Source organism: Amycolatopsis sp. NPDC104775 (assembly GCF_055583325.1).
Window position 1 is genome coordinate 1,187,027 of sequence record NZ_JBVJOE010000001.1, and the last position, 24,185, is coordinate 1,211,211.

General features: G+C 69.6%; 24 protein-coding genes. 10 read left to right on the forward strand and 14 right to left on the reverse strand.

Going from position 1 to position 24,185, the window contains the following annotated elements; translation table 11 throughout:
* Positions 1-28 precede the first annotated feature (28 nt).
* Both ACZ63D_RS05115 and ACZ63D_RS05120 read right to left on the reverse strand, forming a co-directional pair.
* Complete coding sequence (locus ACZ63D_RS05115) at positions 29-646, reverse strand: response regulator (RefSeq protein WP_465353014.1); 618 nt, start codon at positions 644-646, stop codon at positions 29-31.
* Positions 643-1,818 carry a sensor histidine kinase gene (locus ACZ63D_RS05120; protein WP_465353015.1) on the reverse strand — a complete coding sequence of 392 codons (1,176 nt, stop codon included), beginning with the start codon at positions 1,816-1,818 and terminating at the stop codon, positions 643-645. Before ACZ63D_RS05120 ends, ACZ63D_RS05115 begins: the two co-directional genes overlap by 4 nt.
* Positions 1,819-1,985: 167 nt before the next feature.
* Between ACZ63D_RS05120 and ACZ63D_RS05125 the strand changes: the two genes are divergently transcribed.
* Genes ACZ63D_RS05125 through ACZ63D_RS05140 form a run of 4 tightly spaced genes read left to right on the forward strand, consistent with a single transcriptional unit; the run spans position 1,986 to position 4,777 of the window.
* Positions 1,986-3,002, forward strand: coding sequence for an ABC transporter permease (locus ACZ63D_RS05125; RefSeq protein WP_465353696.1), 1,017 nt, complete (start codon positions 1,986-1,988; stop codon positions 3,000-3,002).
* On the forward strand, positions 3,002-3,700 hold the full coding sequence (locus tag ACZ63D_RS05130; protein WP_465353016.1) for an ABC transporter ATP-binding protein: 699 nt from the start codon (positions 3,002-3,004) through the stop codon (positions 3,698-3,700). Before ACZ63D_RS05125 ends, ACZ63D_RS05130 begins: the two co-directional genes overlap by 1 nt.
* The gene (locus ACZ63D_RS05135; protein WP_465353017.1) at positions 3,697-4,131 is read left to right on the forward strand and encodes a DUF2871 domain-containing protein; all 435 of its coding nucleotides are present in this window, start codon (positions 3,697-3,699) and stop codon (positions 4,129-4,131) included. Before ACZ63D_RS05130 ends, ACZ63D_RS05135 begins: the two co-directional genes overlap by 4 nt.
* A gap of 28 nt (positions 4,132-4,159) precedes the next feature.
* Positions 4,160-4,777: a hypothetical protein gene (locus tag ACZ63D_RS05140; RefSeq protein ID WP_465353018.1), complete on the forward strand. Its 618-nt coding sequence runs from the start codon at positions 4,160-4,162 to the stop codon at positions 4,775-4,777.
* A 60-nt stretch (positions 4,778-4,837) separates the two neighbouring features.
* Here ACZ63D_RS05140 and ACZ63D_RS05145 read toward each other — a convergent pair whose 3' ends face one another.
* Both ACZ63D_RS05145 and ACZ63D_RS05150 read right to left on the reverse strand, forming a co-directional pair.
* Positions 4,838-6,238 (reverse strand): MFS transporter, encoded by a 1,401-nt coding sequence (locus ACZ63D_RS05145; RefSeq protein ID WP_465353019.1) that lies wholly within the window; start codon positions 6,236-6,238, stop codon positions 4,838-4,840.
* 49 nt (positions 6,239-6,287) lie between these two features.
* Entirely contained in the window at positions 6,288-6,986 is a 699-nt protein-coding gene (locus tag ACZ63D_RS05150) for a hypothetical protein (RefSeq protein WP_465353020.1), read from the reverse strand.
* Positions 6,987-7,410: 424 nt separating this feature from the next.
* On the opposite strand from ACZ63D_RS05150, the gene ACZ63D_RS05155 reads away from it, so the two are divergent.
* From ACZ63D_RS05155 to ACZ63D_RS05170, 4 genes are all read left to right on the forward strand, one after another.
* Positions 7,411-8,835 (forward strand): xanthine dehydrogenase small subunit, encoded by a 1,425-nt coding sequence (locus ACZ63D_RS05155; protein ID WP_465353021.1) that lies wholly within the window; start codon positions 7,411-7,413, stop codon positions 8,833-8,835.
* Positions 8,832-11,201 (forward strand): xanthine dehydrogenase molybdopterin binding subunit, encoded by a 2,370-nt coding sequence (gene xdhB / locus ACZ63D_RS05160; protein ID WP_465353022.1) that lies wholly within the window; start codon positions 8,832-8,834, stop codon positions 11,199-11,201. The genes ACZ63D_RS05155 and xdhB overlap by 4 nt, the downstream gene beginning before the upstream one ends.
* Positions 11,198-12,022, forward strand: a complete 825-nt coding sequence (xdhC, locus tag ACZ63D_RS05165; protein WP_465353023.1) for a xanthine dehydrogenase accessory protein XdhC — start codon at positions 11,198-11,200, stop codon at positions 12,020-12,022. The genes xdhB and xdhC overlap by 4 nt, the downstream gene beginning before the upstream one ends.
* A 72-nt stretch (positions 12,023-12,094) precedes the next feature.
* Positions 12,095-13,288, forward strand: a complete 1,194-nt coding sequence (locus ACZ63D_RS05170; RefSeq protein ID WP_465353024.1) for a GNAT family N-acetyltransferase — start codon at positions 12,095-12,097, stop codon at positions 13,286-13,288.
* On the opposite strand, the gene ACZ63D_RS05175 is transcribed toward ACZ63D_RS05170, so the two are convergent.
* Genes ACZ63D_RS05175 through ACZ63D_RS05185 form a run of 3 tightly spaced genes read right to left on the reverse strand, consistent with a single transcriptional unit; the run spans position 13,285 to position 15,345 of the window.
* Complete coding sequence (locus ACZ63D_RS05175; protein WP_465353025.1) at positions 13,285-13,839, reverse strand: TetR/AcrR family transcriptional regulator; 555 nt, start codon at positions 13,837-13,839, stop codon at positions 13,285-13,287. The two genes, ACZ63D_RS05170 and ACZ63D_RS05175, sit on opposite strands and share 4 nt — an antisense overlap.
* Positions 13,836-15,155, reverse strand: coding sequence for an amidase (locus tag ACZ63D_RS05180; protein WP_465353026.1), 1,320 nt, complete (start codon positions 15,153-15,155; stop codon positions 13,836-13,838). The genes ACZ63D_RS05175 and ACZ63D_RS05180 overlap by 4 nt, the downstream gene beginning before the upstream one ends.
* Entirely contained in the window at positions 15,142-15,345 is a 204-nt protein-coding gene (locus ACZ63D_RS05185; RefSeq protein ID WP_465353027.1) for a hypothetical protein, read from the reverse strand. Before ACZ63D_RS05185 ends, ACZ63D_RS05180 begins: the two co-directional genes overlap by 14 nt.
* A gap of 92 nt (positions 15,346-15,437) precedes the next feature.
* On the opposite strand from ACZ63D_RS05185, the gene ACZ63D_RS05190 reads away from it, so the two are divergent.
* Positions 15,438-16,301, forward strand: a complete 864-nt coding sequence (locus ACZ63D_RS05190) for an MBL fold metallo-hydrolase (RefSeq protein ID WP_465353028.1) — start codon at positions 15,438-15,440, stop codon at positions 16,299-16,301.
* 74 nt (positions 16,302-16,375) lie between these two features.
* Here ACZ63D_RS05190 and ACZ63D_RS05195 read toward each other — a convergent pair whose 3' ends face one another.
* The 7 genes from ACZ63D_RS05195 to ACZ63D_RS05225 form a co-directional block, all read right to left on the reverse strand.
* Positions 16,376-17,710: an MFS transporter gene (locus ACZ63D_RS05195; RefSeq protein WP_465353029.1), complete on the reverse strand. Its 1,335-nt coding sequence runs from the start codon at positions 17,708-17,710 to the stop codon at positions 16,376-16,378.
* A 97-nt stretch (positions 17,711-17,807) separates the two neighbouring features.
* Positions 17,808-18,338, reverse strand: coding sequence for a flavin reductase family protein (locus tag ACZ63D_RS05200; RefSeq protein WP_465353030.1), 531 nt, complete (start codon positions 18,336-18,338; stop codon positions 17,808-17,810).
* A gap of 21 nt (positions 18,339-18,359) precedes the next feature.
* On the reverse strand, positions 18,360-18,704 hold the full coding sequence (locus ACZ63D_RS05205; protein ID WP_465353031.1) for a cupin domain-containing protein: 345 nt from the start codon (positions 18,702-18,704) through the stop codon (positions 18,360-18,362).
* On the reverse strand, positions 18,701-20,161 hold the full coding sequence (locus ACZ63D_RS05210) for a 4-hydroxyphenylacetate 3-hydroxylase family protein (protein WP_465353032.1): 1,461 nt from the start codon (positions 20,159-20,161) through the stop codon (positions 18,701-18,703). The genes ACZ63D_RS05205 and ACZ63D_RS05210 overlap by 4 nt, the downstream gene beginning before the upstream one ends.
* A complete protein-coding gene (locus tag ACZ63D_RS05215) occupies positions 20,161-20,820 on the reverse strand; it encodes a DUF2848 family protein (RefSeq protein WP_465353033.1) in 660 nt (219 codons plus the stop codon). The genes ACZ63D_RS05210 and ACZ63D_RS05215 overlap by 1 nt, the downstream gene beginning before the upstream one ends.
* On the reverse strand, positions 20,817-21,629 hold the full coding sequence (locus ACZ63D_RS05220; RefSeq protein ID WP_465353034.1) for a carbon-nitrogen family hydrolase: 813 nt from the start codon (positions 21,627-21,629) through the stop codon (positions 20,817-20,819). The genes ACZ63D_RS05215 and ACZ63D_RS05220 overlap by 4 nt, the downstream gene beginning before the upstream one ends.
* Positions 21,626-22,285 carry a GntR family transcriptional regulator gene (locus tag ACZ63D_RS05225; RefSeq protein ID WP_465353035.1) on the reverse strand — a complete coding sequence of 220 codons (660 nt, stop codon included), beginning with the start codon at positions 22,283-22,285 and terminating at the stop codon, positions 21,626-21,628. Before ACZ63D_RS05225 ends, ACZ63D_RS05220 begins: the two co-directional genes overlap by 4 nt.
* Before the next feature lie 557 nt (positions 22,286-22,842).
* Between ACZ63D_RS05225 and ACZ63D_RS05230 the strand changes: the two genes are divergently transcribed.
* Positions 22,843-24,021, forward strand: a complete 1,179-nt coding sequence (locus ACZ63D_RS05230) for an amidohydrolase family protein (RefSeq protein ID WP_465353036.1) — start codon at positions 22,843-22,845, stop codon at positions 24,019-24,021.
* Positions 24,022-24,185: the final 164 nt, after the last annotated feature.

A 24,185-nucleotide genomic window follows, 5' to 3' on the forward strand; every position in this document is an offset into this window, starting at 1 on the left:
TGCCTGATCGTGCTGGTGCTCGGCTACGTCAGCGCCGGATCAAGCCCTGTGCCTTCCCCGCCGCCACCGCCGCGGTCCGGGAATCCACTCCCAGTTTCGTGTAGATGTGCACCAGGTGCGATTTCACCGTCGCCTGGCTCAAAAACAGCCTCTTGCTGATCTCCAGGTTCGACAATCCGTCGGCGACCAGCCCGAGCACCTCGATCTCCCGGGGCGACAACGCGGCCGCCGGGGCGCGCATGCGGTTCATCAGCCGGTGGGCGACGGCGGGGGCCAGCACGGTCTGCCCGGCGGCGGCGTTCCGCACCGCGGCGGCGAGGTCCTCCGGCGGGGCGTCCTTGAGCAGATACCCGGTCGCGCCCGCCTCGATCGCGGCCAGGATGTCGCCGTCCGTGTCGTACGTGGTCAGGACCAGCACTTTCGGCGCGTCCGCCGCCGCGGTGATCTCCGCGGTCGCTTCGGAGCCGTGCTTCCCGGAGCCGAACTGGAGGTCCATCAGCACGACGTCCACCCCCGCCGCCAGCCGCACGGCTTCCTCGGCGGACGAGGCCTCGGCGACGACCTCCAGGTCCGGCTCGGTCTCCAGGACCGCACGCAGTCCGGCGCGGACGACCGGGTGGTCGTCGGCCAGCAGCAGGCGGATCATCGCGGCTCCACGGGGAAGCTTACGGCCAGCGCGGTGCCGTTTCCGGGCGAGGATTCCACGGTCCACGAGCCGCCCAGCGACCGGGCGCGGGCACGCATCGCGGGCAGGCCGAATCCACTGCCGCCGCGGACGGCTTGCGGGTCGAAGCCGATGCCGTCGTCCACGGCGTCCAGGGTGACGCTCGTGTCCATATAGCTCAAGGTCAGTTCGGCTCGGCTGGCCGCGGCGTGCCGGACGGTGTTGGCCAGCGCCGACTGGGCGATGCGCAGCAAAGCGACCTCGTACGCAGTCGGCACGTCGAATGCGGTGCCGCTGAGGTGAAAGTGGACAGTCAGGCCGGACCGCTGCTGCGTGGTCGCGCACAGGCGTTCCAGTGCCGCTGGCAACGAAGCGCCTTCCAGCTCCACCGGAGCCAGGGCGTAGACGAGGCGGCGGGCCTCGGTGAGGTTGTCCTGGGCGGCTTGCCGGGCCTGCGTGACATGCGGGACCGCCGCCTCGGGACGGTCTGGCAGGGCGCGTTCGGCGGCGCGGAGCAGCAGGTGGATGCTCGACAGGCCTTGGGCGAGGGTGTCGTGGATTTCCCGGGCGAGGCGTTCCCGTTCGGCGAGGACGCCCGCGGAGTGTTCCATCGCGGCGAGGTCGTTGCGGGTTTCGCGCAGTTCCTCGATGAGCTGCCGCCGATGTTCGCTTTCGCGGTAGAGCGCCTGGTAGCCGAGCACGGTGGCGACCGCGACCGCCGCCCCGAGCGCCGGGCCGATGATCACCCCGACGCTGAATCCGCCTTGGTGGCGCGTGAAACCGGCGATCGCCAGCACCGTGGTCAGCGCGACGACGGCCAGGCCCCAGCGGGTCGGCAGCAGGTGCATTTGCAGGAAATACAGGGGGAAGGCCAGCCACACTCCGTCGGGAGTGAGCCACAGCAGAACGAGCCACGCTATACCCAGCACGGCCAGCCATCCGGCCGTCGCTCCCGGCAACCGGCCGACGCGGGACAGCAGCGGACCCGCGGTGTAGACGCCGCCCAGAACCAGCGCGCCGGCCAGTACGGCGGGGGCGTGCGGGAGGCCGTCGGCGAACGCGCGCGCGACGGCGAGCACCAGCAGCCCGGCCAGCAGGAGGTGCAGGCAGACGCGCAGCACGCGCAGCGGCCGGTCCAGGGTGTGCGGGTTCACGAAAAAGCCTCCTGCCTCGATTGTCCGTGCTCCGTCCGTACTTCGCATCAATCGAAAGGTTGAGCGGCGAGTGCGTCCATCGATTCCGCGGAGGCCATCCGCGGCGCGATGTCGCCTCGGCCCGCCCGGACGAGGCTGGAAGGCACACCGAGAAGGAAGGCATGCCCATGTTCGTCGCGTGGCGGGATCTGCGCTTCGCCAAAGGGCGGTTCGCGTTGATGGGGACCGTCGTCGTGCTGATGACGTTGCTGGTCGGGCTGTTGTCCGGGCTCACTGCCGGGCTGGCCGCGCAAAGCACGTCCGCGATCACCAGGTTGAAGGCCGACCACCTGGTCTTCGCCGAACCCGGCAGCGGATCCCTCTCCTTTGGACAGTCCACAGTGACCCGGGAACAGGCCGAGCAGTACGCCAAGGTTCCGGGAGTGACCAGCGTGGAGCCGATCGCGATCAGCACGGCCAGCGCGGCGGCCGGCGAACGCACCGCCACGGTGGCGTCGTTCGCGGTCCGGAACCCGAGTCCCGGGACGGTCGTGCTGTCCACGGGCGCGGCGGACGCGTTGAAGGCCAGCAAAGGCGACCAGCTCACGCTGCAAGGTCACCAGGTCACTGTGTCCGCCATCGACGGAGACGCGTCATACAGCCATCTTCCGGTGGTGTGGACACACCTCGACGGTCCAAACGCGACAGTGCTCGGCCTGACCACCGATCCGTCCACCGATTTCACCGCGGCGGACGCGCGCCTAGGCACTCGCACCGTCGCGAAGGACGACGCGTTGTCCGCGATCGGCTCGTACTCGGCGGAAAACAGCTCGCTCCAGCTCATGCGCGGCTTCCTGTTCGTGATCTCCGCGCTGGTGATCGGTGCGTTCTTCACGGTGTGGACGATCCAGCGCAGCCGCGACATCGCGGTGCTGAAAGCCCTCGGCGCGACCACGAAGTACCTGCTGCGGGACGCCCTCGGCCAAGCCGTCGTGCTGCTCGTCGGCGGGACCGTGCTCGGAACGGGACTCGCTGCCGCGCTCGGAGCCGTCGCGTCGGGAACGGTGCCGTTCGTGCTCAGCGCGGGCACCTTGCTCGGCCCGGCCGCGGTGCTGGTCGTGCTCGGCGTGCTCGGCGCCGCGCTGGCGATCCGCCGCATCACTTCCGTCGACCCGTTGACCGCCCTCACTTCCGGAGCGCATTGATGAGCCTGCACCTGTCCGGCATCACCCTCACCTACCCCGACGGCGATTCCCGCCTCACCGCCCTCGACCAGGTCGACCTGCACGTGCCCGCCGGAAGCGTCGCCGCGGTGGTCGGACCGTCCGGGTCCGGCAAGTCGAGCCTGCTGGCGGTCGCCGCGACGCTCATCCGGCCCGATCGCGGACGCGTGGTCGCCGGCGGCGTCGACACGACCGGCCTGGACCGGGCCGCGCTGGCGGAACTGCGCCGCACCAAGATCGGGATCGTGTTCCAGCAGCCGAATCTTCTCGCGTCGCTCACCGCGGTGGAGCAACTGGAGGTCATGGCGCACCTGAGCGGAACGCCGCGCCGCGAGGCGGCGAAACGAGCGAAGGAGCTGCTCGACGCGGTCGGGCTCGCCGATCGCGCGGCGCACCGGCCAGGACAGCTGTCCGGCGGACAGCAGCAGCGCGTGAACATCGCGCGCGCCTTGATGAACGAGCCCGCCGTGCTGCTGGTCGACGAACCGACGAGCGCGCTGGACCGGGACCGCGGCGCGGCGGTGCTCGATCTGCTCACTACCATCACGCACCAACAGGCGACGGCGACCGTGCTGGTCACCCACGACCGCTCCCACCTCGAAGGGGTCGACTCGGTGCACGAGGTCGTCGACGGACGGATCCACCAGCCGGCCACCGCCGGCGCCGAGGAGAACCGATGACGAAGAAGATCTACTGGGCCGCCGCGATCTACACGATCCTGGGTCTGCTCGCCGGGCTGTATTACCGCGAGCTGACCAAGGCGAAGCACTTCACCGGCGACACCCAGCTGTCCATTGTGCACACTCACCTGCTCGCGCTCGGGACACTGGTGTTCCTGATCGTCCTGGTGCTGGACAAGGTGTTCACGCTCTCGGCGACGAGGTCGTTCGCGCCGTTCTTCTGGATCTACCACGCCGGGATGCTCGTCACGGTCGGCGGGATGGTCGCGCACGGCACGCTCACCGTGCTGGGCAAGGAATCCGGCGCGGCGATCGCCGGGATCGCCGGGCTGGGGCACATTCTCCTGACCGTCGCGTTCCTTTTGCTGTTCGTCGGCCTGCACGGCCAGATCTGGGACAAGAAGCCCGCCGAGGACGCGCCCGCGTCCTGACGGTCGCGCGACCGCCGGGGGAACACGGATGAATTGGACGATAGTGATCGCCGCCGTCGGCGCGGTGACCGGCGCGGCCAGCCTGTCCTGGCAATTCCTCAGCTACCGGCTCACCGGCGGCCGCGTGCAGATCTTCGGGTACTACCTGGGGAATCGCGAGCGGATGCGGGTGTGGGCCAGCGTCGTCAACTCGGGCAGGCTGGACGTGACGATCATCGGATACACCGTCTGGGCCGACATTCCGGGGCATCGGTTCCGCAAGCTGCGCTGGCGGCTCAAGGCCGCCCGGCGGATCGGGCTCGGGCGCACCCGCTCCAGCGTCACGCTGATGACTTTCGCGCCGAGCATCCACTTCCAGGGGCCGGTCGAGTTCGGCGACGACGAACTGTCGGTCGAACTGCCCGCCGTGCTCAAACCCGGTGCGGCGGTGAAACTGCCCGCGGTCTGGATCGGCTGGTCCGGGGAAACCCGGCGCAAGCTCCGGATCGCGGTCCACCTCGGCTCCGGGCGGATCGTGCGGTCCCGCCCGGTCGACTGGAACGCGTTCACGCCCTTGCAACTGACGCACGACGGCGGGTTCACCGAGGTCAAGACGGTACGCGTGCTCGAACCGCCCGGTTCCCGTTCCGGCGAAGAGGACGACTGACCCACTGACTCGCGAAAAAGGGCCTTCAGGAAATCCTGAAGGCCCCTTTTCGCATCCAGTTCACTTCCGGCGGAAGGTCACCGCCGCGAGGCCAGCACCCGCGAGCGCGATCACCGCCGAGCCGAGGAACGCCACCGAGTAGCCGTTCGTCAACGCCGCCGGGTCGCCGAGCGCGTCCGCGCCCGAAGCCGCCGCCAGCGCGGTGATCACGGCCAGCCCCAGCGCCGATCCCACCTGGTAGCCGGTGTTCACGATCCCCGACGCGAGCCCGCCTTCCTCCGGCCGGGCCGCGGAAATCGCCGTGCTGAGCGACGGGATGAACGCCAGCGACATCCCCAGCGCCGCGACGAGCGACGCGGGCAGGACGTCCGCCCAGAAGGTGCCGTCCGCGCGCACCAGCGCGAGCCAGCCGAGTCCGGCCGCCAGCAGCGCCAGCCCGGCGACGATCGGCGGCTTCGGCCCGAACCGGCCGATCACCCTCGGGGCCAGCGCGATCATCCCCAGCATGATCAGCGCGGTCATCGGCAGCAGCGCGGCGCCGGCCGGGAAGGCTCGGAAGCCGAGCACCTGCTGCAGGTAGAGGTTCAGGAAGAACCACATCGGAATCCACGCCGCGCCAAGGAAAACCTGCGCCAGGTTCGCCGCACCGAGCCGCGGAGCGCGGAAGATCGACAGCCGCATCAGCGGAGTACGCGCTTTCGCTTGCCGGACAACGAAACCGGCGAGCAGCACGAGACCGGCGCCAAGCGCGATCCAGGTTTCCGCGGCCGCCCAGCCCGCTTCCGGCGCACGGACGATCCCGTACACCAATGCGCCCAGGCCGAGGGTGACAGTCAGCGCGCCGAAAACATCCACAGTGCCCCGGGTTCCGGCCGCTCCCCCAGGCAGGACCGCGCGGGTGGCGAACAGCGCGAGCACCGCGATCGGCACGTTGAGGTAGAACACCCACGGCCACGACAGGTACTCAGTGAGCACTCCGCCCAGGAACACTCCCGCGGTGCCACCCGCCGGAGCTGCCGCGCCGTACAGCGCAAGGGCTTTCGTAAGTTCCTTCGGGTTGCTGCCGAAGAGCATCATCAGCAGCGTCAGCGCGGACGGGGCGATAAGCGCGGCCCCCGCACCCTGCACGATCCGGCCGGCGAGTTCGACCGGCACGTTCCCGGCGGCTCCGGCGAGCACCGAACCAGCTAGGAGAATCGCCCAGCCGGTGGCGAAAAGCCTTCTGGCGCCGAACAAATCCGATAGTCGTCCGCCGAGCAGCAGCAGGCCGCCGAAGGCGATCACGTAAGCGTTGAAGACCCAGGACAGGGTGCTGGGCGTGAAGCCGAGGGCGTCGCGCATCTGCGGCAAAGCGACGCCGATGATCGAGGTGTCCATGATCACCATGAACTGGGCCAGGGCGATCAGTCCGAGCGCCCACCAGCGGAGAGTGCTCGGCCGGGTTTCTTGTGCGGTGGTCATCGTTTTTCGCTTTCTCTTCAAGGGGAACGGCAGCAGGGCATCCGGCTGCTCAGGCGGCGTCGAGGACGAAAGCCGCGGTGCGCACGACGCCCTCGGCTTGGAAGTCCAGGTACAGCAGGTAGCGGCCGGTTGTCGGGGCCTCGGCGTGGAAGCGGATCTCCGGCCCGGGTTTTCCGTCGTCGAGCGCGTGGATGTGCAGGTAGGCGAGGTCGCCCTGGCGCAACGCGACCAGGTGGCCGAACGAACCGAGATACGGCTCCAGGTCGGTGACCGGCTGTCCGTCGCGGGTCACCCGGGCGGTCAGCATCGTTCCGGCGCCGGTTGCCAGCGTGCCATTGAGCGTCACTTCGTAGCCGTCAACCACGCTCGTAGCGACCGGTTCCGCGGCCTGCGGCTGGTAGTCACCGGCGACCTCGACCGTCCGCGACAGCGTCACGCTCTCGCCGCCCGCCGGGGTCAGGTCGGCGAAGACCCGGTAGGTGCCCGCCGCTTCCCACGTCCACGGAATCGTCCAGACGCCGGTTTCCGGGTCCAGCACCGGATGGCGGTGCCGGAAGTACGCGCCGTCGGTGCGCACCACGATCAGGTGCAACTGCTTCCCGTGCGCCTCCTCGTATTTGGTTACCGGCTGACCGTCGGCGGTGGCGACGGTGAACGAAAGCTCCCCGTCCTCCCCCGCCCTGGCCGGGGCATGCACCACGCCGAGCTGGACCTCGCCGGTCGAAAGTGCGGTGCCGTTGACGTTCATCGGTCTCTCCTTCGTCCGCTGGTGACGGCAGCGACTTTATACCCCCTAGGGGTATAGGGAAGTGTGTCCTGGGTCTCCTTCCGGGCGACGGCGGGCCTTGTCTGCTCCCGCGGCCGGGGTTACGCTTCGTCAACGGCGATGCGCCCGCACCGCCCGTTTCGTTCGCTCTCGAGGAGGTGCGCGTGCTGATGACTTCCGGACAGCTCGCCGACCTCCGGCAGCGCACGCGCCAGTCCGCCTGGAACAAGGGGCGCGTCGCGCACGGCTGGCCAACGCGGCGCTGAGCGGTCTCTCCGCTCGGCCGCGCCGCGGGCACGGGCCCGAGCCCCGCTGCCCGGCTTCTTCTCCACGGTTCCCCTGACCTGCGTCGATGCGGCGCGTCGGCGGCCGTGGACCCAGCCGAGAAAGACGAGAGGAACCCCCGATGGCCGACCCCGAGGTGACCGTCAACGGGAAACGCACCGCGATCGGCGACGTCCCCGTGCACACCACGGCACTGGACTGGCTCCGCGGACAGGGCTTGACCAGCTGCAAGGAGGGCTGCGCCGAAGGCGAATGCGGCGCGTGCGCGATCCTGGTCGCGCGGCCCGGCGTCGAATCCCCGACCGATCTGGTCGCGATCAACGCCTGCCTCGCCCCGGTCGGTTCGCTGGACGGGCAGGAGGTGTGGACGGCCGAGGGTCTCGGGTCCACTGAGGACTTGCACCCGGTCCAGCACGAAATGGCCGTGCGCGGCGGATCCCAGTGCGGCTACTGCACTCCCGGGTTCGTCTGCAGCATGGCCGCCGAGTACTACCGCGGCGACCGCGCCGCGACCGGCGACGACCACGCGCCGAACGGCTTCGACATCCACGCGCTGAGCGGAAATCTCTGCCGCTGCACCGGATACCGGCCGATCCGCGACGCCGCGCACGCGCTCGGCGCTCCCCCGGCCGAGGACCCGCTGGCCCAGCGGCGGACCTGCCCGGCACCGGAACCCGTTGCGACACAACTGCATGGCGACGGTCGGGACTATCTTCGCCCGGCGAGCTGGGCCGAAGCACTGCAGCTGCGCCACGACCGTCCGGACGCGACTTTCGTGGCCGGGTCGACGGACTGGGGCGTCGAGGTGAACATCCGCGGCGTCCGGGCGGACTGCGTAGTCGCCATCGACCGGGTGCCGGAACTGCAGGGGTTGACCGTCGGCGCCGACGCGATCGAAATCGGGGCCGGGCTGAGCCTCACCGAAATAGACCGCCGCCTCGACGGCCGGGTGCCGCTGCTGAGCCAGCTGATCCCGCAGTTCGCCTCGCGGCTGATCCGGAACGCCGCGACGCTCGGCGGAAACCTCGGCACCGGTTCGCCGATCGGCGACTCCGCACCGGTGCTGCTCGCCCTCGGCGCGAGCGTCGTCCTGTCCTCTGTGGACGGAGAGCGGGAGGTGCCGCTCGCCGAGTACTTCACCGGGTACCGGCAGAGCGTCCGGCGGCCCGACGAACTGATCCGGTCAGTGCGGATTCCGTTGCCGCTGACCGGAACCACCGCGTTCCACAAGGTCGCCAAACGGCGGTTCGACGATATCTCCAGCGTCGCCGTCGCGTTCGCGCTCGATATCGAAGACGGTCTCGTGCGCACCGCGCGCATCGGCCTTGGCGGGGTCGCCGCGACGCCGATCCGCGCTCAAGACACCGAAGCCGCGCTGGTCGGTCAGCCCTGGAACGAGGAAACCGTCCGCGCCGCCGCGGAAGTCCTGCGCGGCGAGGGCACGCCGATGGACGACCACCGCGCGAGCGCCGCGTATCGCGCCGCGACTTTGGGGCGCAGCCTGCTGAAACTCCACGCCGACTCCCTGGAGGGGGCACGAGCATGAGTGCACTGTCCGACCGCCCGGAAAGCCCGTCCATCGGGATCGCCCGGCCGCACGAAGCCGCCGCGGCGCACGTCCGGGGTACCGCGTTGTACACCGACGATCTCGTCGCCCGCACCAAAGACGTCCTGCACGCATACCCCGTACAGGTAAGCGAGGCGCACGCGAAGGTGCTCGCGATCCGCACCGAAGCGGCCGAAGCGGTGCCGGGCGTGGTCCGGGTGCTCACCGCGGCGGATGTCCCTGGCGTCAACGATTCCGGCGTGCACCACGACGAACCGCTGTTTCCGTCCGAGGTGATGTTCTTCGGCCACGCGGTGTGCTGGGTCCTCGGCGAAACACTGGAAGCGGCCCGGCTGGGCGCGGCGGCCGTCGAGGTGGACACCGAACCCCTGCCGTCGCTGGTGACCGTCCGCGAGGCGATCGCCGCGGCCAGTTTCCAAGGCGAGCCGCGAGTGGTGGCGCGCGGGGACGTCGACCCGGCGATGGCCGGTGCGGCGCACGTTTTCCGGGGCGAGTTCGACTTCGCCGGCCAGGAGCACTTCTATCTGGAGACCCAGTGCGCGCTGGCGCACGTGGACGAGTCCGACCAGGTTTTCGTGCAGAGCAGCACGCAGCATCCGTCGGAAACGCAGGACATCGTGGCGCACGTGCTGGGCAAGCACAGCCACGAGGTCACCGTGCAGAGCCTCCGGATGGGCGGCGGGTTCGGCGGCAAGGAATGGCAGCCGCACGGGTACGCCGCCGTCGCCGCGCTCGGCGCGACGCTCACCGGACGTCCGGTGCGGCTGCGGCTCACCCGCACCCAGGACATGACGATGACGGGGAAACGGCACGGTTTCCACGCCGAATGGAGCGTCGGCTTCGACGCCGACGGCAAGCTGCAGGCACTGGACGTCGTGCTGACCGCGGACGGCGGCTGGAGCCTCGACCTGTCCGAACCGGTGCTGGCCCGCGCGTTGTGCCACGTCGACAACGCGTACTGGATTCCGCACGTCCGCGCGATGGGGCGGATCGCGAAGACGAACAAGACGTCGCAAACCGCGTTCCGGGGCTTCGGCGGACCGCAGGGAATGCTGGTGATCGAGGACATCCTCGGCCGCTGCGCCCCGCTGCTCGGCATCGACCCGGCCGAACTGCGGCGGCGCAACTTCTACTCCGAAGGCCAGGAAACGCCGTACGGGATGCCGGTGCGGCACCCGGAACGCATCCACCGGATCTGGCAGCAACTCCTGGAGTCGGGCGACGCCGAGCGTCGGCAGGCGGAAATCGCGGCTTACAACGCGAAACACGCGCATTCCAAGCGCGGGCTCGCGATCACGCCAGTGAAGTTCGGGATTTCCTTCAACCTCACCGCGTTCAACCAGGCGGGCGCGCTGGTGCACGTCTACAAGGACGGCTCGGTGCTGATCAACCACGGCGGCACCGAGATGGGCCAAGGCCTGCACACGAAGATGCTGCAGGTGGCCGCGACCGCGCTGGGCGTGCCGCCGGAGAAGGTGCGGCTGGCCCCGACCCGGACGGACAAGGTGCCCAACACCTCGGCCACCGCGGCGAGTTCGGGCGCGGACCTCAACGGCGGCGCGGTCAAGAACGCCTGCGAGCAGATCCGGGACCGGCTTCTCACCGTCGCGGCGGGCAAGCTCGGCGTGCCCGAGAGCGACGTCCGGATCGTCCGCGGCGCCGCGCGCACGCCGTCCGGCGAGGAGATCGGCTGGGACGAGCTCGTGCACGCGGCCTACTTCGACCGGGTGCACCTGTCCGCCGCCGGGTACTACCGGACCGAGGGGCTGAGCTGGGATTCCGCCACGATGAGCGGGTCGCCGTTCAAGTACTTCGCCTACGGCGCGGCGCTGGCCGAGGTCGAGGTGGACGATTTCACCGGCGCGTACCGGACACGGCGGGTCGACATCGTGCACGACGTCGGCGACAGCCTGTCCCCGCTGATCGACATCGGCCAGATCGAGGGCGGATTCGTGCAGGGCATGGGCTGGCTGACGCTGGAAGACCTGCGCTGGGACGAGTCCGACCGGCCCTCCCGCGGACGGCTGGCGACCCAGGCGGCGAGCACGTACAAGCTGCCGAGCTTCTCGGAGATGCCCGAGGTCTTCAACGTCACGCTGCTGACCGATGCCACCGAAGAAGGCGCGGTCTACGGCTCGAAGGCGGTCGGCGAACCACCGTTGATGCTGGCCTTCGCGGTGCGGGAAGCGCTGCGGCAGGCGGTCGCCGCGTTCGGCGAGCCCGGGCACAGCGTCGACCTCGCTTCCCCGGCGACGCCGGAGGCCGTGTTCTGGGCGATCGAGCGCGCCGTCACCGCCGCTCCGGTGGTGGAGGCGCAGGTACCGGATCTGGTGGGCCAGCCATGAACTGGCTCAGCGCGGTACAGCACCTGCGGGACGCGGGGCTGCCGGGCGTGCTCGTCACGGTGACGTCCTCGCGCGGGCACACCCCGCGCGAGGGCGGCGCGAAAATGGTCGTCGGCGAGACGGAATGCCACGGCACGGTCGGCGGCGGCAACGCCGAGGCCGTCGCGATCGAGCATGCCCGGGAGTTGTTGCGGGACAACGCGACCGCGCCGGTGCTGCAAACGCTTTCGTTGTCCGACAAGGCTCCTTACCAGCACGGCGTGCAATGCTGCGGAGGGACGATGACGCTGTTGTTCGAGCCGCTTCCGGTGCGCCCGGCGGTGGCGATCTTCGGGGTCGGCCACGTCGGCCTGGAGCTGGCTCGGGTGCTCGCCCGGCACGAGATTTCGCTGCACCTGATCGACAGCCGCCCCGAACAGCTGACCGCGGAACGGCTGGCCGTGCTCGACGACGCCGTGGCGAGCGTGCACGTCCACCAGGTCCCGTTGCTGCCGGAGACGGTGCTGTCGGAACTGCCCGCGGGCACGCACGTGCTGATCATGACGCACGACCACGCCGAGGACATCGCCCTGTGCGACGCGGCTCTGCGCAACGGCGCGTGCGGGTCGATCGGGCTGATCGGATCGGCCGGGAAATGGTCGCGGTTCCGGAAGCGGCTGACCGGCCTCGGCCACGACGAGGCGGCGCTGTCCCGGATCACGACTCCGATCGGGCTTCCGGACCTGACGGGGAAGGAACCGGCGGTGATCGCGGTGAGCGTCGCGGCGGCATTGCTGCAGAAATTCCAGGCACGCGTCCGGCCGGAGGCTCTCCGGCAGTAAATCGCTTGCCCGCCCCCGGGAGCACGACTGGGATACGGTGAGATCACCGTCTGCTCCTGGGGGCCTCCTGCGATGGAAATCCGGCACGACAACGACTACGACCTGTATTTCCGCACCGTCCAAGCCGCGTTCGGCCGTTACTGGCCGGAGTCACCGGGCAGCGGCATCCTCGGCGCTTTCGAGAGCGAACTGAGCCTCATCGCCTTCGCGCCGGACGGGAAACCCGTCGGCACGGCCGGCGCGTACTCCTTCGACCTCACTCTGCCGGGCGACGTGCTCGCCCCCGCCGCCGGGGTGACCGCCGTCGGCGTGCTGCCGACGCACCGGCGGCAAGGCGTGCTCCGCGCGCTGATGCAGGAACAGCTCGCCGACGTCCGCGCCCGCGGCGAGTTCCTCTCCGTCCTGCTCTGCTCCGAAGCGACGATCTACCGGCGCTTCGGCTACGGACCGGCGACTTCCACCGAGCGCCTGACCGTCGAACGGCAGCGCTCCGCCTTCGCCGCCCCACGCGGAGGTGCGCCGGTCGCGACCGGCTCGGTCGAATTGCTGCGCCGGGCCGACTGCGCTGAACTGCTGGAAGAGGTCTACGACCGCTACCGCCGCACCCAGCCCGGCGCGCTGTCGCGGCCGCACCGCTGGTGGGCGCTGGGCGCGGGACATCCGCCGACCGGTCCGGAGCCGCGCTACATCGTCGTGCACCGGGACGCCGACGGCGCCGCGGACGGGTACGCGAGCTACCTGGTCAACGGCGACACCCTGACGGTCGACGAGGTCATCGCGGCCGACGACGCGGCCTTCGCCTCGCTCACCCAGTTCCTGCTCGGGCACGACCTGGTCAAGAAGATCGAGTTCAAGCACCTCCCGCCAGGGAACCCGCTGCGCTGGCAGCTGGCCGATCTCCGCGCGGCCGAGGCCACGGAAACGGACTGGCTGTGGGTGCGGATCCTGGACGTCCCGCGCGCCCTGACCTCGCGCGGCTGGTTCGCCGACGGTTCGCTGGTCCTGGAGGTGACCGACCCGTTCCTGGACGAGCACGACCGGTGGCAGCTGACCGTGCGCGACGGAAAGGCCGAATGCGTGCGGACGGACCTCGCGCCGGAGCTGTCCTTGGACGTGAGCGACCTCGGCTCGATCTACCTCGGCGGGACGTCGCCGGGCACGCTCGTCCGGGCCGGGCACGTCCGGGCGCACCACGAAAAGGCAGCACAGCAAGCGGATCTGCTGTTCCGGCCGGACCGGATCCCGCACTGCGTGCAGTGGTTCTAAGCCAGCGCCTCAGCCGCCAGCCGGCGGGCATAGGCGGCGTCGAGCCCGTCCGGGCGGAACAGGATCCGGTACATGATCGGAGCCACCACCCGGTCCATCACGGTCTCGGCCGCCGGTGCCCGCTCGCCCCGGGCGACCGCCCTGGCCAGGACGACTTCCACCTGGTCAGCGGCGTACGCCGAGCACTGTCCGGCGTTGCTGCCGTCCGGACCGCCGAGCAGCGCGTCGCGGATGTAGGCGCGGCCCGCGGGCGAGGACATCTCGTCCAGGAACAGCTCGGTCCACGCCGTCAGATCCGCCGCCAGCGAACCGTGGTCCTCCGGCGGTGCTTCCGGGCGCAGCCGCTCGACCGCGACGTCCGACAGGAGTTCCTGCAGATCGCCCCACCGCCGGTAGATCGTCGACGGCGTGACGCCCGCGCGTGCCGCGACCTGGGGCACGGTCAGCGCGTCCCGGCCCGATTCGGCGATCAGGTCGCGGACGGCGGCGTGCACCGATTCCTGGACTCGCGCACTGCGCCCGCCCGGACGCACCATCCGCTTCTGGCTCACCGTGCCACTCTAAGCCGCGTCCGTTCCAGGGCATGTCCGGTCCGCAGCAGCACCGGCTCGTCGTGCGGCCGGGCGAGCAGTTGCAGGCCGATCGGCATCCCGTCGAGGTCCTCGCCGACGGGCAGGGTCAAGGCTGGCACACCGGTGATGTTCGCCGGAGCGGAGAGGCGTACGTAGGCGTCCGAGACCGCCTCGACGCTTCCGTCCGGCCAGGTGACCGTCTCCTGTCCGGCCGGGACGGCGGTCATCGGGACCGCCGGGGCGGCGAGGATGTCGGCCTTTTCGAACAGTCGGGTCCATTCCCGCCGCATGAGCGTGCGGGCGCGTTGGGCGCGCAGGTAGTCCCCCGCGCTCATCAGCTCGCCGGCCTCCAGCAGCACGCGGACGTCGGCGGCGTACTGGTCGGGCACGGTGCGCAGGCTTCGCTCGTGATACGCCGTGGCCTCGGGGACCATCAGGCCCCACTGCGTTGCCTGGAGGTAGCGGGTCATCGGGATTTCGACGTCGACCAGCTCGGCCCCCAGCTCGGCGAGGTGCGCGACGCTCTCGCGCACGGCGGCCTCCACCGCCGGATCGATGCGGTCGAAGTAGTAATTGCCCGGGACTCCGACGCGGAGCCCAGCCAGGTCCGGAAGCCCGAGCGGGATTGCCTGTCCACTGAGGACGGACAGCACCAGTGCGGCGTCCTCGACGGTGCGGGTGATCGGGCCGACGTGGTCCAGCGACCAGGACAGCGACGTCACACCGTTGCGCGGGATGAGGCCGTAGGTCGGTTTCAGGCCGACGACTCCGTTCAGCGCGGCGGGCACCCGGATCGAACCGCCGGTGTCGGTGCCGAGCGCGAACGTCGCCGCGCCCGCCGCGACCGCCACCGCCGAACCGCCGCTGGATCCTCCGGCGACGCGGGACGGGTTGCGGGCGTTGTGTGTCTGCGGAGTCGTGAGCCCGTAAGCGAATTCGTGCGTGTGGGTTTTGCCGAGGAGGACCGCACCGGCGGACTTGAGCTGGGCGGCGACGGTGCTGTCGTGCTCGGCGCGATGCCCGGCGCGGACCTGGGAACTGGCGGTGGTCGCGGTTCCGGCGACGTCGATCAGGTCCTTCAACCCCATCGGAATGCCGTGCAGCGGGCCGCGATGCGGCCCGAGTTCCGCTGCTTCGGCGCGGGCTCTTTCCGGATCCACCGTGACGTACGCGTGCAGCCGGGGTTCCACCTCGTCGATCCGGGTCAGGACATCCTCGACCAGCTCCGACGGCGACACGCGCCGGTCCCGGATCGCGGCGGAGGCTTCGGCGAGGGTGAGGTCAGCCAGCGACATGACGGACGCCCTCCTCCGCACGGTAGGTGGACGCCGGTGGGGTGTCGCCGAAATCCAGGTCGCGCAGGACGGTCACCACGGAGTGGATGTGGTTGGCGACGGCGGCCACGCTGGTGTGCCGCGCGGCAGCCAGCGGCAGCCCGGCCCGGGCGGCCAGGCTGGCCGCCTGCTCGGGGGTCAGATCGGACACGAGGTACTCCTAAAAGCTAAGCGTTTGCTTTAAGTGACACTAACCGCTACCGTCGCTTAAAGCAAACTTGTTGCGTTAAGGAGGCCCTCCTGATGACCTGGACCGTCGGCGAGATCACTGTCCACCGGATCGACGAGATCGAACTCCCCGCCGCGACCGGCCCGTGGCTGCTGCCCGGCGCGACCGCCGAGGTCGTTTCGGGCGAGGACTGGCTGCGCCCGGACTTCGCCGACGACGGCGCGATCCGCTTGCACAGCCACAGTTTCGCGTTCGAGAAGGACGGGATGAAGATCCTCGTGGACACCGGGATCGGCAACGGGAAAACCCGCGCCAACCCGGCGTGGCACAACCTGGACACCGGATACTTCGACTCGCTGGCCGCCGCCGGATTCGCCCCGGACGAGGTGGACCTGGCGCTGCTCACCCACCTGCACGCCGACCACGTCGGCTGGAACACGCGCGAGCAGGACGGCGAATGGGTGCCGACGTTCGCCTCCGCCCGGCACGTCACCACGCGGACCGAACGGGAGTTCTGGGCGAGCTACCCCATGGACGCGCCGCGGCGGCAGATGTTCGAGGATTCCGTGCTGCCAATGGAACGCGCGGGCCTGCTGGACCTGGTCGACGTCCCCGCGGACGGCGTGGAAATCGTGTCCGGCGTGCGGTTGCTGCCGACGCCCGGCCACACTCCCGGGCACGTCTCGATCGAACTGACCAGCTCCGGCGAAACCGCGCTCATCACCGGGGACGCGGTGCACCATCCGGTGCAGTTCGCGCGCCCGGAGATCGGTGCCTCGGTGGACATCGACCCGGCGGAAGCCGAGAAGACCCGCCGCCGCCTTCTCGCCGGGCTGGCCGATTCGGGCACGCTCGTGCTGGGCACGCACTTCGCCCCGCCGACTGGTGGCCGCCTGGTCTCCCACGGGTCCGGCTACCGGCTCGCGGAACGGCCGTGAAGGACTCCTCGGGGGAATCTGATTTTCCCCAGGAGTCCTTCACGGAGCTCAGGACAGGCGGGTTGTCCAGATGCTCAGTCAACGGGTGCGGGAACTTCCTCCTTCCCCGCCACCGCGCCGAGATCGACCGACTTCGTCTCCTTCGCGATCAGCGAGGCGACGAGCGAAATCAGGCCCATCACCGCCAGGTAAGCCCCGATCGCATACCCGGTGCCGAATTTCGCGTACAACCCGATCGCGATGATCGGCGCGAGCGAGCCCGCCAGCACCGATGCCAGGTTGTACGCCAGGGAAACCCCGGAATACCGCACCTCAGTCGGGAACAGCTCCGCGAAGAACGCACCGATCACCGAGCTGTACGCGGCGAAAATCAGCAACCCGCCAGCCACCGCGACCATGATCAGTCCAGGACTGCGCGTGTCGACCAACGCGAAGAACGCGAACGCCCACCCGATCGTCGCCACCGAAGCGACAACGTAGATCGGCCGCCGTCCGATCCGGTCCGCCAGCAGGGCGAACAACGGAATCGTCACCACCGCGCACGCCTGACCGACCAGCACTGCCGTCAGCCCGACGGAACTGTCCATTTTGAGCACAGTCGTGACATACGTGATCACGAACAACGAGAACAAATAGAACCCGGCGTTCTCCCCGAAACGCGTCGCAGCGGCGAGCAGCACACTGCGCCAATGCTTGCGCACCACCACTCCGGCGGGCAGGCCCTCGGGTTTCGGCGCGTCCTTGAACAACGGCGTCTCCGCGACATAAAGCCGCAGCCACAACCCGATCAATACCAGCACCGCGGACAACCCGAACGCGATCCGCCAGCCCCACGACAGGAATTGCGCTGGCGGCAGCACTCCGCCGAGCACCGCCAGCACACCGGCGGCGAGCAGATTTCCCAGCGGCGGCCCGACATTCGGCCACGAAGACCAGAACGCCCGGCGCGCGCTGCCGCCGTGCTCGGACACCAGCAGCACCGCCCCGCCCCATTCTCCGCCGAGCGCGAATCCTTGCACCAGGCGGCACACCACGAGCAGCAACGGCGCGAGCACGCCGACCGCCTCGTAAGTGGGCAGCAGAGCGATCAAAAACGTCGAAGCGCCCATCAGCACCAGACTGGCGATGAGCGTCGATCGCCGTCCTTTGCGGTCGCCGAGATGGCCGAGCACCACCGCACCCAGCGGCCGCGCGAGAAACCCGACGGCGTACGTGGCGAAGGCGAGAACCGTGCCGACCAACGGATCGTGCGACGGGAAATACAGCTTGTTGAAGACCAAAGTGGACGCGGTGCCGTACAGGAAGAAGTCGTACCATTCGACGGCGGTGCCGGCGAGACTCGACGCCGCCACCACCCCCAGCCGCGTATGCGGGCGTTTTCTGTTACGTTCGCGAGAGGTATCGGCCATTTCGGCTCCTCTGGTCGGAGGGACGCAGTGCTGGTACCGGAAGCCTCGGTGGCTGTTGGCGCAGCCACCGAGGCGTATTCCCCCCTTGGGAACTACCTCAGAAGAACCAGTGCACCGGCTCGTTGGCGCGGTCGGCGAGATCCGCGAACCGTCCGCCGTGGAACGCCAGCGGTTCGCCGTCGCGCTCGCACACGCTGCGCACGTGCCCGAACACGACCACGTGGTCGCCGGCGACGAGATGCCGTTCGACGTCGCATTCGAGGTGAGCGAAGGCGTCCGGGATCACCGGTACGCGGTGGCGGCCCTCGGTCACCTCCAGCCCGGCGAAGTGGTCCTCGCCGCGGCGAGCGAAGCGGAGCGCGAGCTGTTCCTGCCGCGCGGACAGGATGTTGACCGCGAACCGGCCTGCCTCGACGACGGCATCGGTGCTGCGCGCGCCGGTCGTCAGGCACACCAGCAGCAGCGGCGGGTCCAGCGAAACCGACGTCAGCGAGTTGACGGTCATCCCGTGCGGCACCCCCGCCGCACGGGTGGTGACCACCGCGACGCCAGTGGCGAACCGCCCCATCGTGCGGCGCATCGTCATCGGGTCGACCTCGGCCTCGGCGCTGGACGAAGTGGTGATCATGGGGTTCTCCCTTGTGGAGGGTCAAGCGGGGTAGCGGACCTCGAACGTGACGACCCCCTCGTCGGTCCGCCACGGGCCGTGCGGCATGCCCGGCGGACGGCAGGCGTACATTCCCGCGGTGAACGTCCGGCCGAGCGTGAGGTCGGTGAACGAGCCCTCGAGAATGTAGACCTCCTCCCAGAAATCATGTTTCTGCACGCCCATCGGCGTCGAATCGGCACCCGGCTCGTAGCGCAGGATCCGCGTCGCGACCCCGGTTTCCGGGTCCTTGGCGAGAATCCGTTCGGTGATCTTCGGGTCGTCGCCGGGGCACACCGTGAAAGCGACGTCGGTCACCGGGAAGAATTCGTGTTCCGGTTTGGTCATCGGGAAACTGCTCCGTCGAGGTCGTAGCTGGAGAGGAAGGCGTCGATGTCGCCGAGTGCGCCGTCGAAGCCGTAATTGCGGAAGGCGTAACCCTTCACGACGAACGGCGCGCCGGCGTAGAACATCTCGTACTGGTGGTGGCGTCCGGCGAATTCGCTGCCGACGACGTCCCAGGCGAGCTTGAACAGCTTCACCCGTTCCTCCGCGGGGGCGGACGGGCTGTGGACGTATTTGTCGATATCGGCGCGGGTCTCCGGATTGGTCAGGTCCGCGACGCTGGAGGGCACCTGCAGCACCCCGCCGCCGACCAGGTCGCGCAGGATCGCCAGCAGCCGCGGGTACAGCTCGGCCTGCAGCCCCATCGCGCCGTACACCGCGCGAGAGCCGGGCCGCCACATGCCGTTCTCGTCCGGCTCGGCGGTGTACTCGGCGGCCAGCACCGCGGATTCCACAATGGACGCGAGACTCGCCAGCTCGCCGAGTTTCTCGACCACGCCGGGGAATTTGTCGACGCCGTTGACCGCGGCGACCTTGCGGGCGAGCCCGGCGATGAACTGCGTTTTCACCATGAACCGGATCTGCGCCTGCCAGTTGCCGAATACGTGCGCACCAGTGTCGAAGAACTGCCGCCGCAGTCCCGCGACGTCACGGTAGACGAAGACTCGGTCCCACGGAATGAAGACGTCGTCGAAGACCACCAGCGCGTCGGTTTCGTCGTAGCGCGAGGTGAGCGGATAGTCGTATTCGCTCGTAGCCGCTGGTGCGTACGGACGGCGGCAATAGAGCTTAAGTCCTTCTGCGTCAACGGGAACCGCGAAGCCGAGCGCGAAATCAGCGTCCTCCGGCCCGAGCGGCTTGATGCAGGACACGAAGATCTCGTCGGCCACCGCACCGCCGGTCGCGAGCATCTGCGCACCGCGGATCACGATGCCGTCCTCGCGTTCCTCCGCGACGCCCGCCTGGATCAAGTCGCCTTCCCAAGCGTGCGCCGTGGTCGCGCGTGAGACTTGCGGCGGGATGATCGCGTACGAGACGTACAGGTTCTCTTCCAGCACACGCTTGTGGTAGGCGGCGATGTTGGCGGAAAAGTCCCGCTCTCCTTGGGAGAACGCCTCCGGATGCGCGGAGAAGGCCGCGACGAACGCACCGACGTGGTCCGGACTGCGGCCGACCCAGCCGTGCGTGTGGCGCGCCCAGATGGTCGCCGCTTCCCGGTAGGCCTTGAGGTCTTCTCGGCTGCGCGGCGGCGTGAACAGGCGGTTCACTGTGGACCCGGTCGCCGGGTCGGTGACCGCGATGCCGGACTCCGGGGCGGCCGCGAGGTCGAACAGTTCCGCGATGGTCTTCGCGATCGGCGCGAACGCCGGGTGGTGGGCGACGTCCTCGACCGGCGCACCGTCGAGGTAGATCCGCCGGGGGCCTTTCAGTGCGGCCAGATAATCGGCTCCGCTGCGCATCACTCGCTCCTCTGTTTCGTTTCGTACGCGTGGGTCAGGGTCGGGCCGCCGGGCAGCTCGAGATGGACGCGCCAGTACGCGCCGTAGGTGAATTCGCCGCCGAGCAACGGCAAAGTGCCGCAGTACAGCGCGAAATCACCCTCGATCGGACCGAGCCGGTCGAGCAGCTCCGCCGGATGCCGCAGCGCGGCCAGCTCCCCCTTCTGATACGGACATCCGTCCACACTGGAGTCCGCGACCACGTGCTCCCAGTCCGGAATGGACACTGCGGTCCCGAGCTCGGCGACCACCTCGCCGAGCGGTTTCGGACAGGCCGCTTTGGACAGTGCCACGCCGTCCCGTTCCAGGTCGCGGTCGGTGTGATCGGAACCGACCCCGAGGAAATACCGCCCCTGGTGCCGGATCAGCACCGGCTCGACCTCGCCGGAGGTCCCTGGCGAGTCCACCCCGACCACCGGCTCCGTCGTCAGCAATCCCGGGTCCAGCCGGTAGAACGCGGGCACCGATTCCGGCCTCGGCACGCCGATCGCCGCCAGTTCGGCGATGTGCTCTTCGACCGCGGCCTCGTCGCTTCCGGTGTACCCGGCCACCACCAGCCGCTCCGGGGCGAACGCCAGCTCCTCCCCGGTTCCCGCGACGTGCAGGGCAATCGTGCTCATACTCCCGCTCCCGTGAAGTCTGCCGTGGACACCGGCCACCGCCGATCGGCCAGCACCGGGAATTCCGCCCGCACCGTGTCCACAATGGATTGGTCTATTTCGCAGCGCAGCACTTCCTCGCCGGAGCCCGCCTCAGCCAGCACCGTCCCCCACGGATCGACGATCCGGCTGGTACCGGCCAGCTCGACTCCGCCATGCTGCGTGCCGGCCGCGTTGACCGCGATCACCACGACCTGCTCTTCCACCGCACGGCACGAGGTGAACATCCGCCAGTGCTCGCGCCGCGCCGCGGGCCACGCGGCCGGGACCACGACCGTCTTCGCGCCGCGATCCACCAGCCCGCGCCACAACTCGGGAAACCTCAGGTCGTAACAGGTCGTCGCCCCGATCGGGCCGAGCTTCGTGTCCGCGACGCTGAGCGAATCCCCCGGCGTCAGCAATTCCGCCTCCCGCGAGGCGTATCCGAAGACGTGCACCTTGCGATAGGTATGCGCGATCGTGCCGTCCGGCGCGAGCAACACCGCGGTGTTGAACAACCGGCCAGCCTCGTCACGCTCGACCAGGCTGCCCAGATGCACATACGCACCAAGGCTTCGCGCCCATTCGCGCCCCGCCGCGACCGTCGGCCCGGTCAGCGTTTCCGCCTCGTCCGGATACTTGTCGAACGAGAAGTACCCAGCCGCCCACAACTCCGGAAGCACGACCAGCTCGGCTCCGCGCGCCGACTCCACCAGCTGCCCGGCCCGCACCCGGCGGTCCGCGGCGGTCTCGTCGGGTGGGCTGGCCAGCTGCACGAGCGCGACCTTCACAGCCGCTCCCCGACCCGCAACGCCGTCATCGTGCTGGACAAGTGCTTCGCCAGCGCTTCTCCCGCCGCTTCCGGTTCGCCGCCCCGCAGCGCGTCGACGATCGCCGCGTGCTCCGCGAGCACCGTCTCCGCACGGGTTTCGCTGCCCGCGACCGCGCGCAGCCCCATCCGGACCTGCCGCTCCCGCAACGATTCGTAGAACTCGGCCAGCACCGGATTCCCCGCCCGCCGCACGATCGCCCGGTGAAACGCGCGGTCGAACTCGATGAACCGCACCGGCTCGCCGACCACGTCGCGCTGTTTCGCGAGCAGGCCGTCCAGCTCGGCGAGGAAGGCCTCGTCCACGCGCTCGGCGAGCTTGCGGACACACCAGTCCTCGACCAGTTCGCGCGCCTCCATCACCGCCCGCACCTCCGCGTCGGAGATCGGCGGCACGAACGCGCCCTTCTTCGGCACGATCTCGAGGAAACCCTCGGCCTCGAGCCGCAACAAAGCCTCCCGCACCGGGGTCCGCGACGTCCCCGCCGCCTCGGCGACCTCCGATTCGGTGAGGAACGTCCCGCCGTCGCGCGGCAGCTCGGCGATGCGCTGCTTGAGGAACCGATAGGTGACGTCCTGCGCGGACCCGGCCCGCCCAGCCTGTCGTACACTGCTCATGAACAAGATGTATACATCACGCATGGCACGCGGGCAAGAGGTGTTTGCCGAGGTTGAGCGGCTGTGCTGAGACCGTGCGAAGGGGCACGACCCTGCGCGGACGAGCGTCAGCCGCGACTGGGCGGACGGACCCGGCTCGGCATCTCCGCCACAGAACGCCCGGCCAGCACCGCCCCGACGCTCGATCGCGCGCCGCGATATCGCCGCATTGACACGCGGCCGAGGAGGCACCCCGCTGGCGTGCGGCTCCCGCATCCCCCGGGCTGATCCCCACCCCGCCCCGTGCCCCGGAAATGCCGAACCGGCTGCCCCGCACGACAGAAACCAGTCAAGCGACCGCGTGGTTCCGCCGCGCAGAACTGGCAGATCCGCGGTGACGGCACCCAGGACGGCGCTAGTGCCGAAGGCGCCCGCCTAGCTGACCGTCCCGCCCGCGCGGGCAGGGCAACCTGGTCACCTCGGCCTCACCAGCTATCCGAAAAGTGCCTTCTTGGCACCAAAATCGCCCTCGCTTACGGTTCCGGAGTCACCACCGCACGCTCTGCCGGGAGTCCTTCGTGAACCACTTCGTCATCACCGGCGCGCGCGTCTTCGACGGCGAGAACTCGCTCGGGATCGCGGACGTCGAAGTCACCGAGGGCAGGATCGCCAGCGTCGGAGGCGACCGTCCCGAAGGGGCCGACCTCATCGACGGCTCCGGGGCGACCTTGGTGCCTGGGCTCATCGACGCGCACACCCACACCGACGCGGAGTCGCTCCGCCAGGCATTGACGTTCGGAGTCACCACCGAATTCGACATGCTCTCGATGCCGCGCCAGATGATTCCGTTGCGCCACAAGGCCGCCACCTCGAATGACCTCGCCGACGTGCGTTCTCCGTCCATCGGGCTCACCCCCGCGGGCGGGCACCCGCACCAGCTGAGGAAGACCGAAGGCGACCCGCCCTGGCCGACTGCCACCCGGCCGGAGGAAGTACCGGAATTCGTCGAGGCCAGGATCGCCGAGGGCGCCGACTACCTCAAAGTGCTGGTAGAGGACGGCCACCTGTTCGGAAGCGACACCCTGCCCCGCCTCGCCCCCGAACTGGTCGCCGCGACGGTTCGCGAAAGCCACCGGCGCGGGAAAATGGTGCTGGCACACGCGATGACCGCCGAAACCGTCGAAGAGGTCGTCGACGCTGGGGTGGACGGCCTCACTCACTTATTCTTCGATCGGCCGCACACCGCGGAGTTGGTCGAGAGAATCGCTGCTGCTGGCGTTTTCGTCATTCCCACACTGACGGTGATCGCGTCGATCACTGGCGAGCCCACCGGCCGTCGACTCGCCGAGGACCGGCGCGTCTCTCCGAAGCTGACCCCGGAATGGCGGGACAACCTCTCCGGAGCGATGGCCACCAGTCCCCGCGAGCACTTCGACTACGCGCTGGACACGTTGGCCGCACTCAAGAACGCCGGGGTCAGCATTCTCGCGGGCACGGACGCCGCGCACCTCGGCGCACCTGGCATGGCCCACGGGGCAAGCCTGCACGACGAACTTCGCCTCCTGACCACGGCGGGATTCACTCCGGCCGAAGCCCTGCGAGCAGCGACCTCCGCCCCTGCGCACCACTTCGGACTGCCCGACCGCGGCCGCATCAAGCCGGGTCTCCGCGCGGACCTGGTGCTGGTCGACGGCGACCCGACGGTCACCATCGGCGACACCCTCTCCATCCGGCGGGTGTGGCGCAACGGGTCGTGAACCTGGTCGTCCGGACGGGGCAGCGCATCCATTCCGGCCCTCTCCGGCGGCCGCGGACCCATGCTGGTCACCAGCAACCCGGCACCCTCGAGCCAACTCGCCTTGCTAACGCAGCCTCGTCCGCCGGGGCCGCAGGACGCAACCGCCGGATCAGCGGCGGCAGG

What these genes read in the sequence shown, in the direction of transcription:
- ACZ63D_RS05115 (WP_465353014.1), bottom strand. Translation starts at nt 646, where the DNA reads ATGATCCGCCTGCTGCTGGCCGACGACCACCCGGTCGTCCGCGCCGGA.
- ACZ63D_RS05125 (WP_465353696.1), top strand. Translation starts at nt 1,986, where the DNA reads ATGTTCGTCGCGTGGCGGGATCTGCGCTTCGCCAAAGGGCGGTTCGCG.
- ACZ63D_RS05130 (WP_465353016.1), top strand. Translation starts at nt 3,002, where the DNA reads ATGAGCCTGCACCTGTCCGGCATCACCCTCACCTACCCCGACGGCGAT.
- ACZ63D_RS05135 (WP_465353017.1), top strand. Translation starts at nt 3,697, where the DNA reads ATGACGAAGAAGATCTACTGGGCCGCCGCGATCTACACGATCCTGGGT.
- ACZ63D_RS05140 (WP_465353018.1), top strand. Translation starts at nt 4,160, where the DNA reads ATGAATTGGACGATAGTGATCGCCGCCGTCGGCGCGGTGACCGGCGCG.
- ACZ63D_RS05145 (WP_465353019.1), bottom strand. Translation starts at nt 6,238, where the DNA reads ATGACCACCGCACAAGAAACCCGGCCGAGCACTCTCCGCTGGTGGGCG.
- ACZ63D_RS05150 (WP_465353020.1), bottom strand. Translation starts at nt 6,986, where the DNA reads ATGAACGTCAACGGCACCGCACTTTCGACCGGCGAGGTCCAGCTCGGC.
- ACZ63D_RS05155 (WP_465353021.1), top strand. Translation starts at nt 7,411, where the DNA reads ATGGCCGACCCCGAGGTGACCGTCAACGGGAAACGCACCGCGATCGGC.
- xdhB (WP_465353022.1), top strand. Translation starts at nt 8,832, where the DNA reads ATGAGTGCACTGTCCGACCGCCCGGAAAGCCCGTCCATCGGGATCGCC.
- xdhC (WP_465353023.1), top strand. Translation starts at nt 11,198, where the DNA reads ATGAACTGGCTCAGCGCGGTACAGCACCTGCGGGACGCGGGGCTGCCG.
- ACZ63D_RS05170 (WP_465353024.1), top strand. Translation starts at nt 12,095, where the DNA reads ATGGAAATCCGGCACGACAACGACTACGACCTGTATTTCCGCACCGTC.
- ACZ63D_RS05180 (WP_465353026.1), bottom strand. Translation starts at nt 15,155, where the DNA reads ATGTCGCTGGCTGACCTCACCCTCGCCGAAGCCTCCGCCGCGATCCGG.
- ACZ63D_RS05190 (WP_465353028.1), top strand. Translation starts at nt 15,438, where the DNA reads ATGACCTGGACCGTCGGCGAGATCACTGTCCACCGGATCGACGAGATC.
- ACZ63D_RS05195 (WP_465353029.1), bottom strand. Translation starts at nt 17,710, where the DNA reads ATGGCCGATACCTCTCGCGAACGTAACAGAAAACGCCCGCATACGCGG.
- ACZ63D_RS05200 (WP_465353030.1), bottom strand. Translation starts at nt 18,338, where the DNA reads ATGATCACCACTTCGTCCAGCGCCGAGGCCGAGGTCGACCCGATGACG.
- ACZ63D_RS05205 (WP_465353031.1), bottom strand. Translation starts at nt 18,704, where the DNA reads ATGACCAAACCGGAACACGAATTCTTCCCGGTGACCGACGTCGCTTTC.
- ACZ63D_RS05210 (WP_465353032.1), bottom strand. Translation starts at nt 20,161, where the DNA reads ATGCGCAGCGGAGCCGATTATCTGGCCGCACTGAAAGGCCCCCGGCGG.
- ACZ63D_RS05215 (WP_465353033.1), bottom strand. Translation starts at nt 20,820, where the DNA reads ATGAGCACGATTGCCCTGCACGTCGCGGGAACCGGGGAGGAGCTGGCG.
- ACZ63D_RS05225 (WP_465353035.1), bottom strand. Translation starts at nt 22,285, where the DNA reads ATGAGCAGTGTACGACAGGCTGGGCGGGCCGGGTCCGCGCAGGACGTC.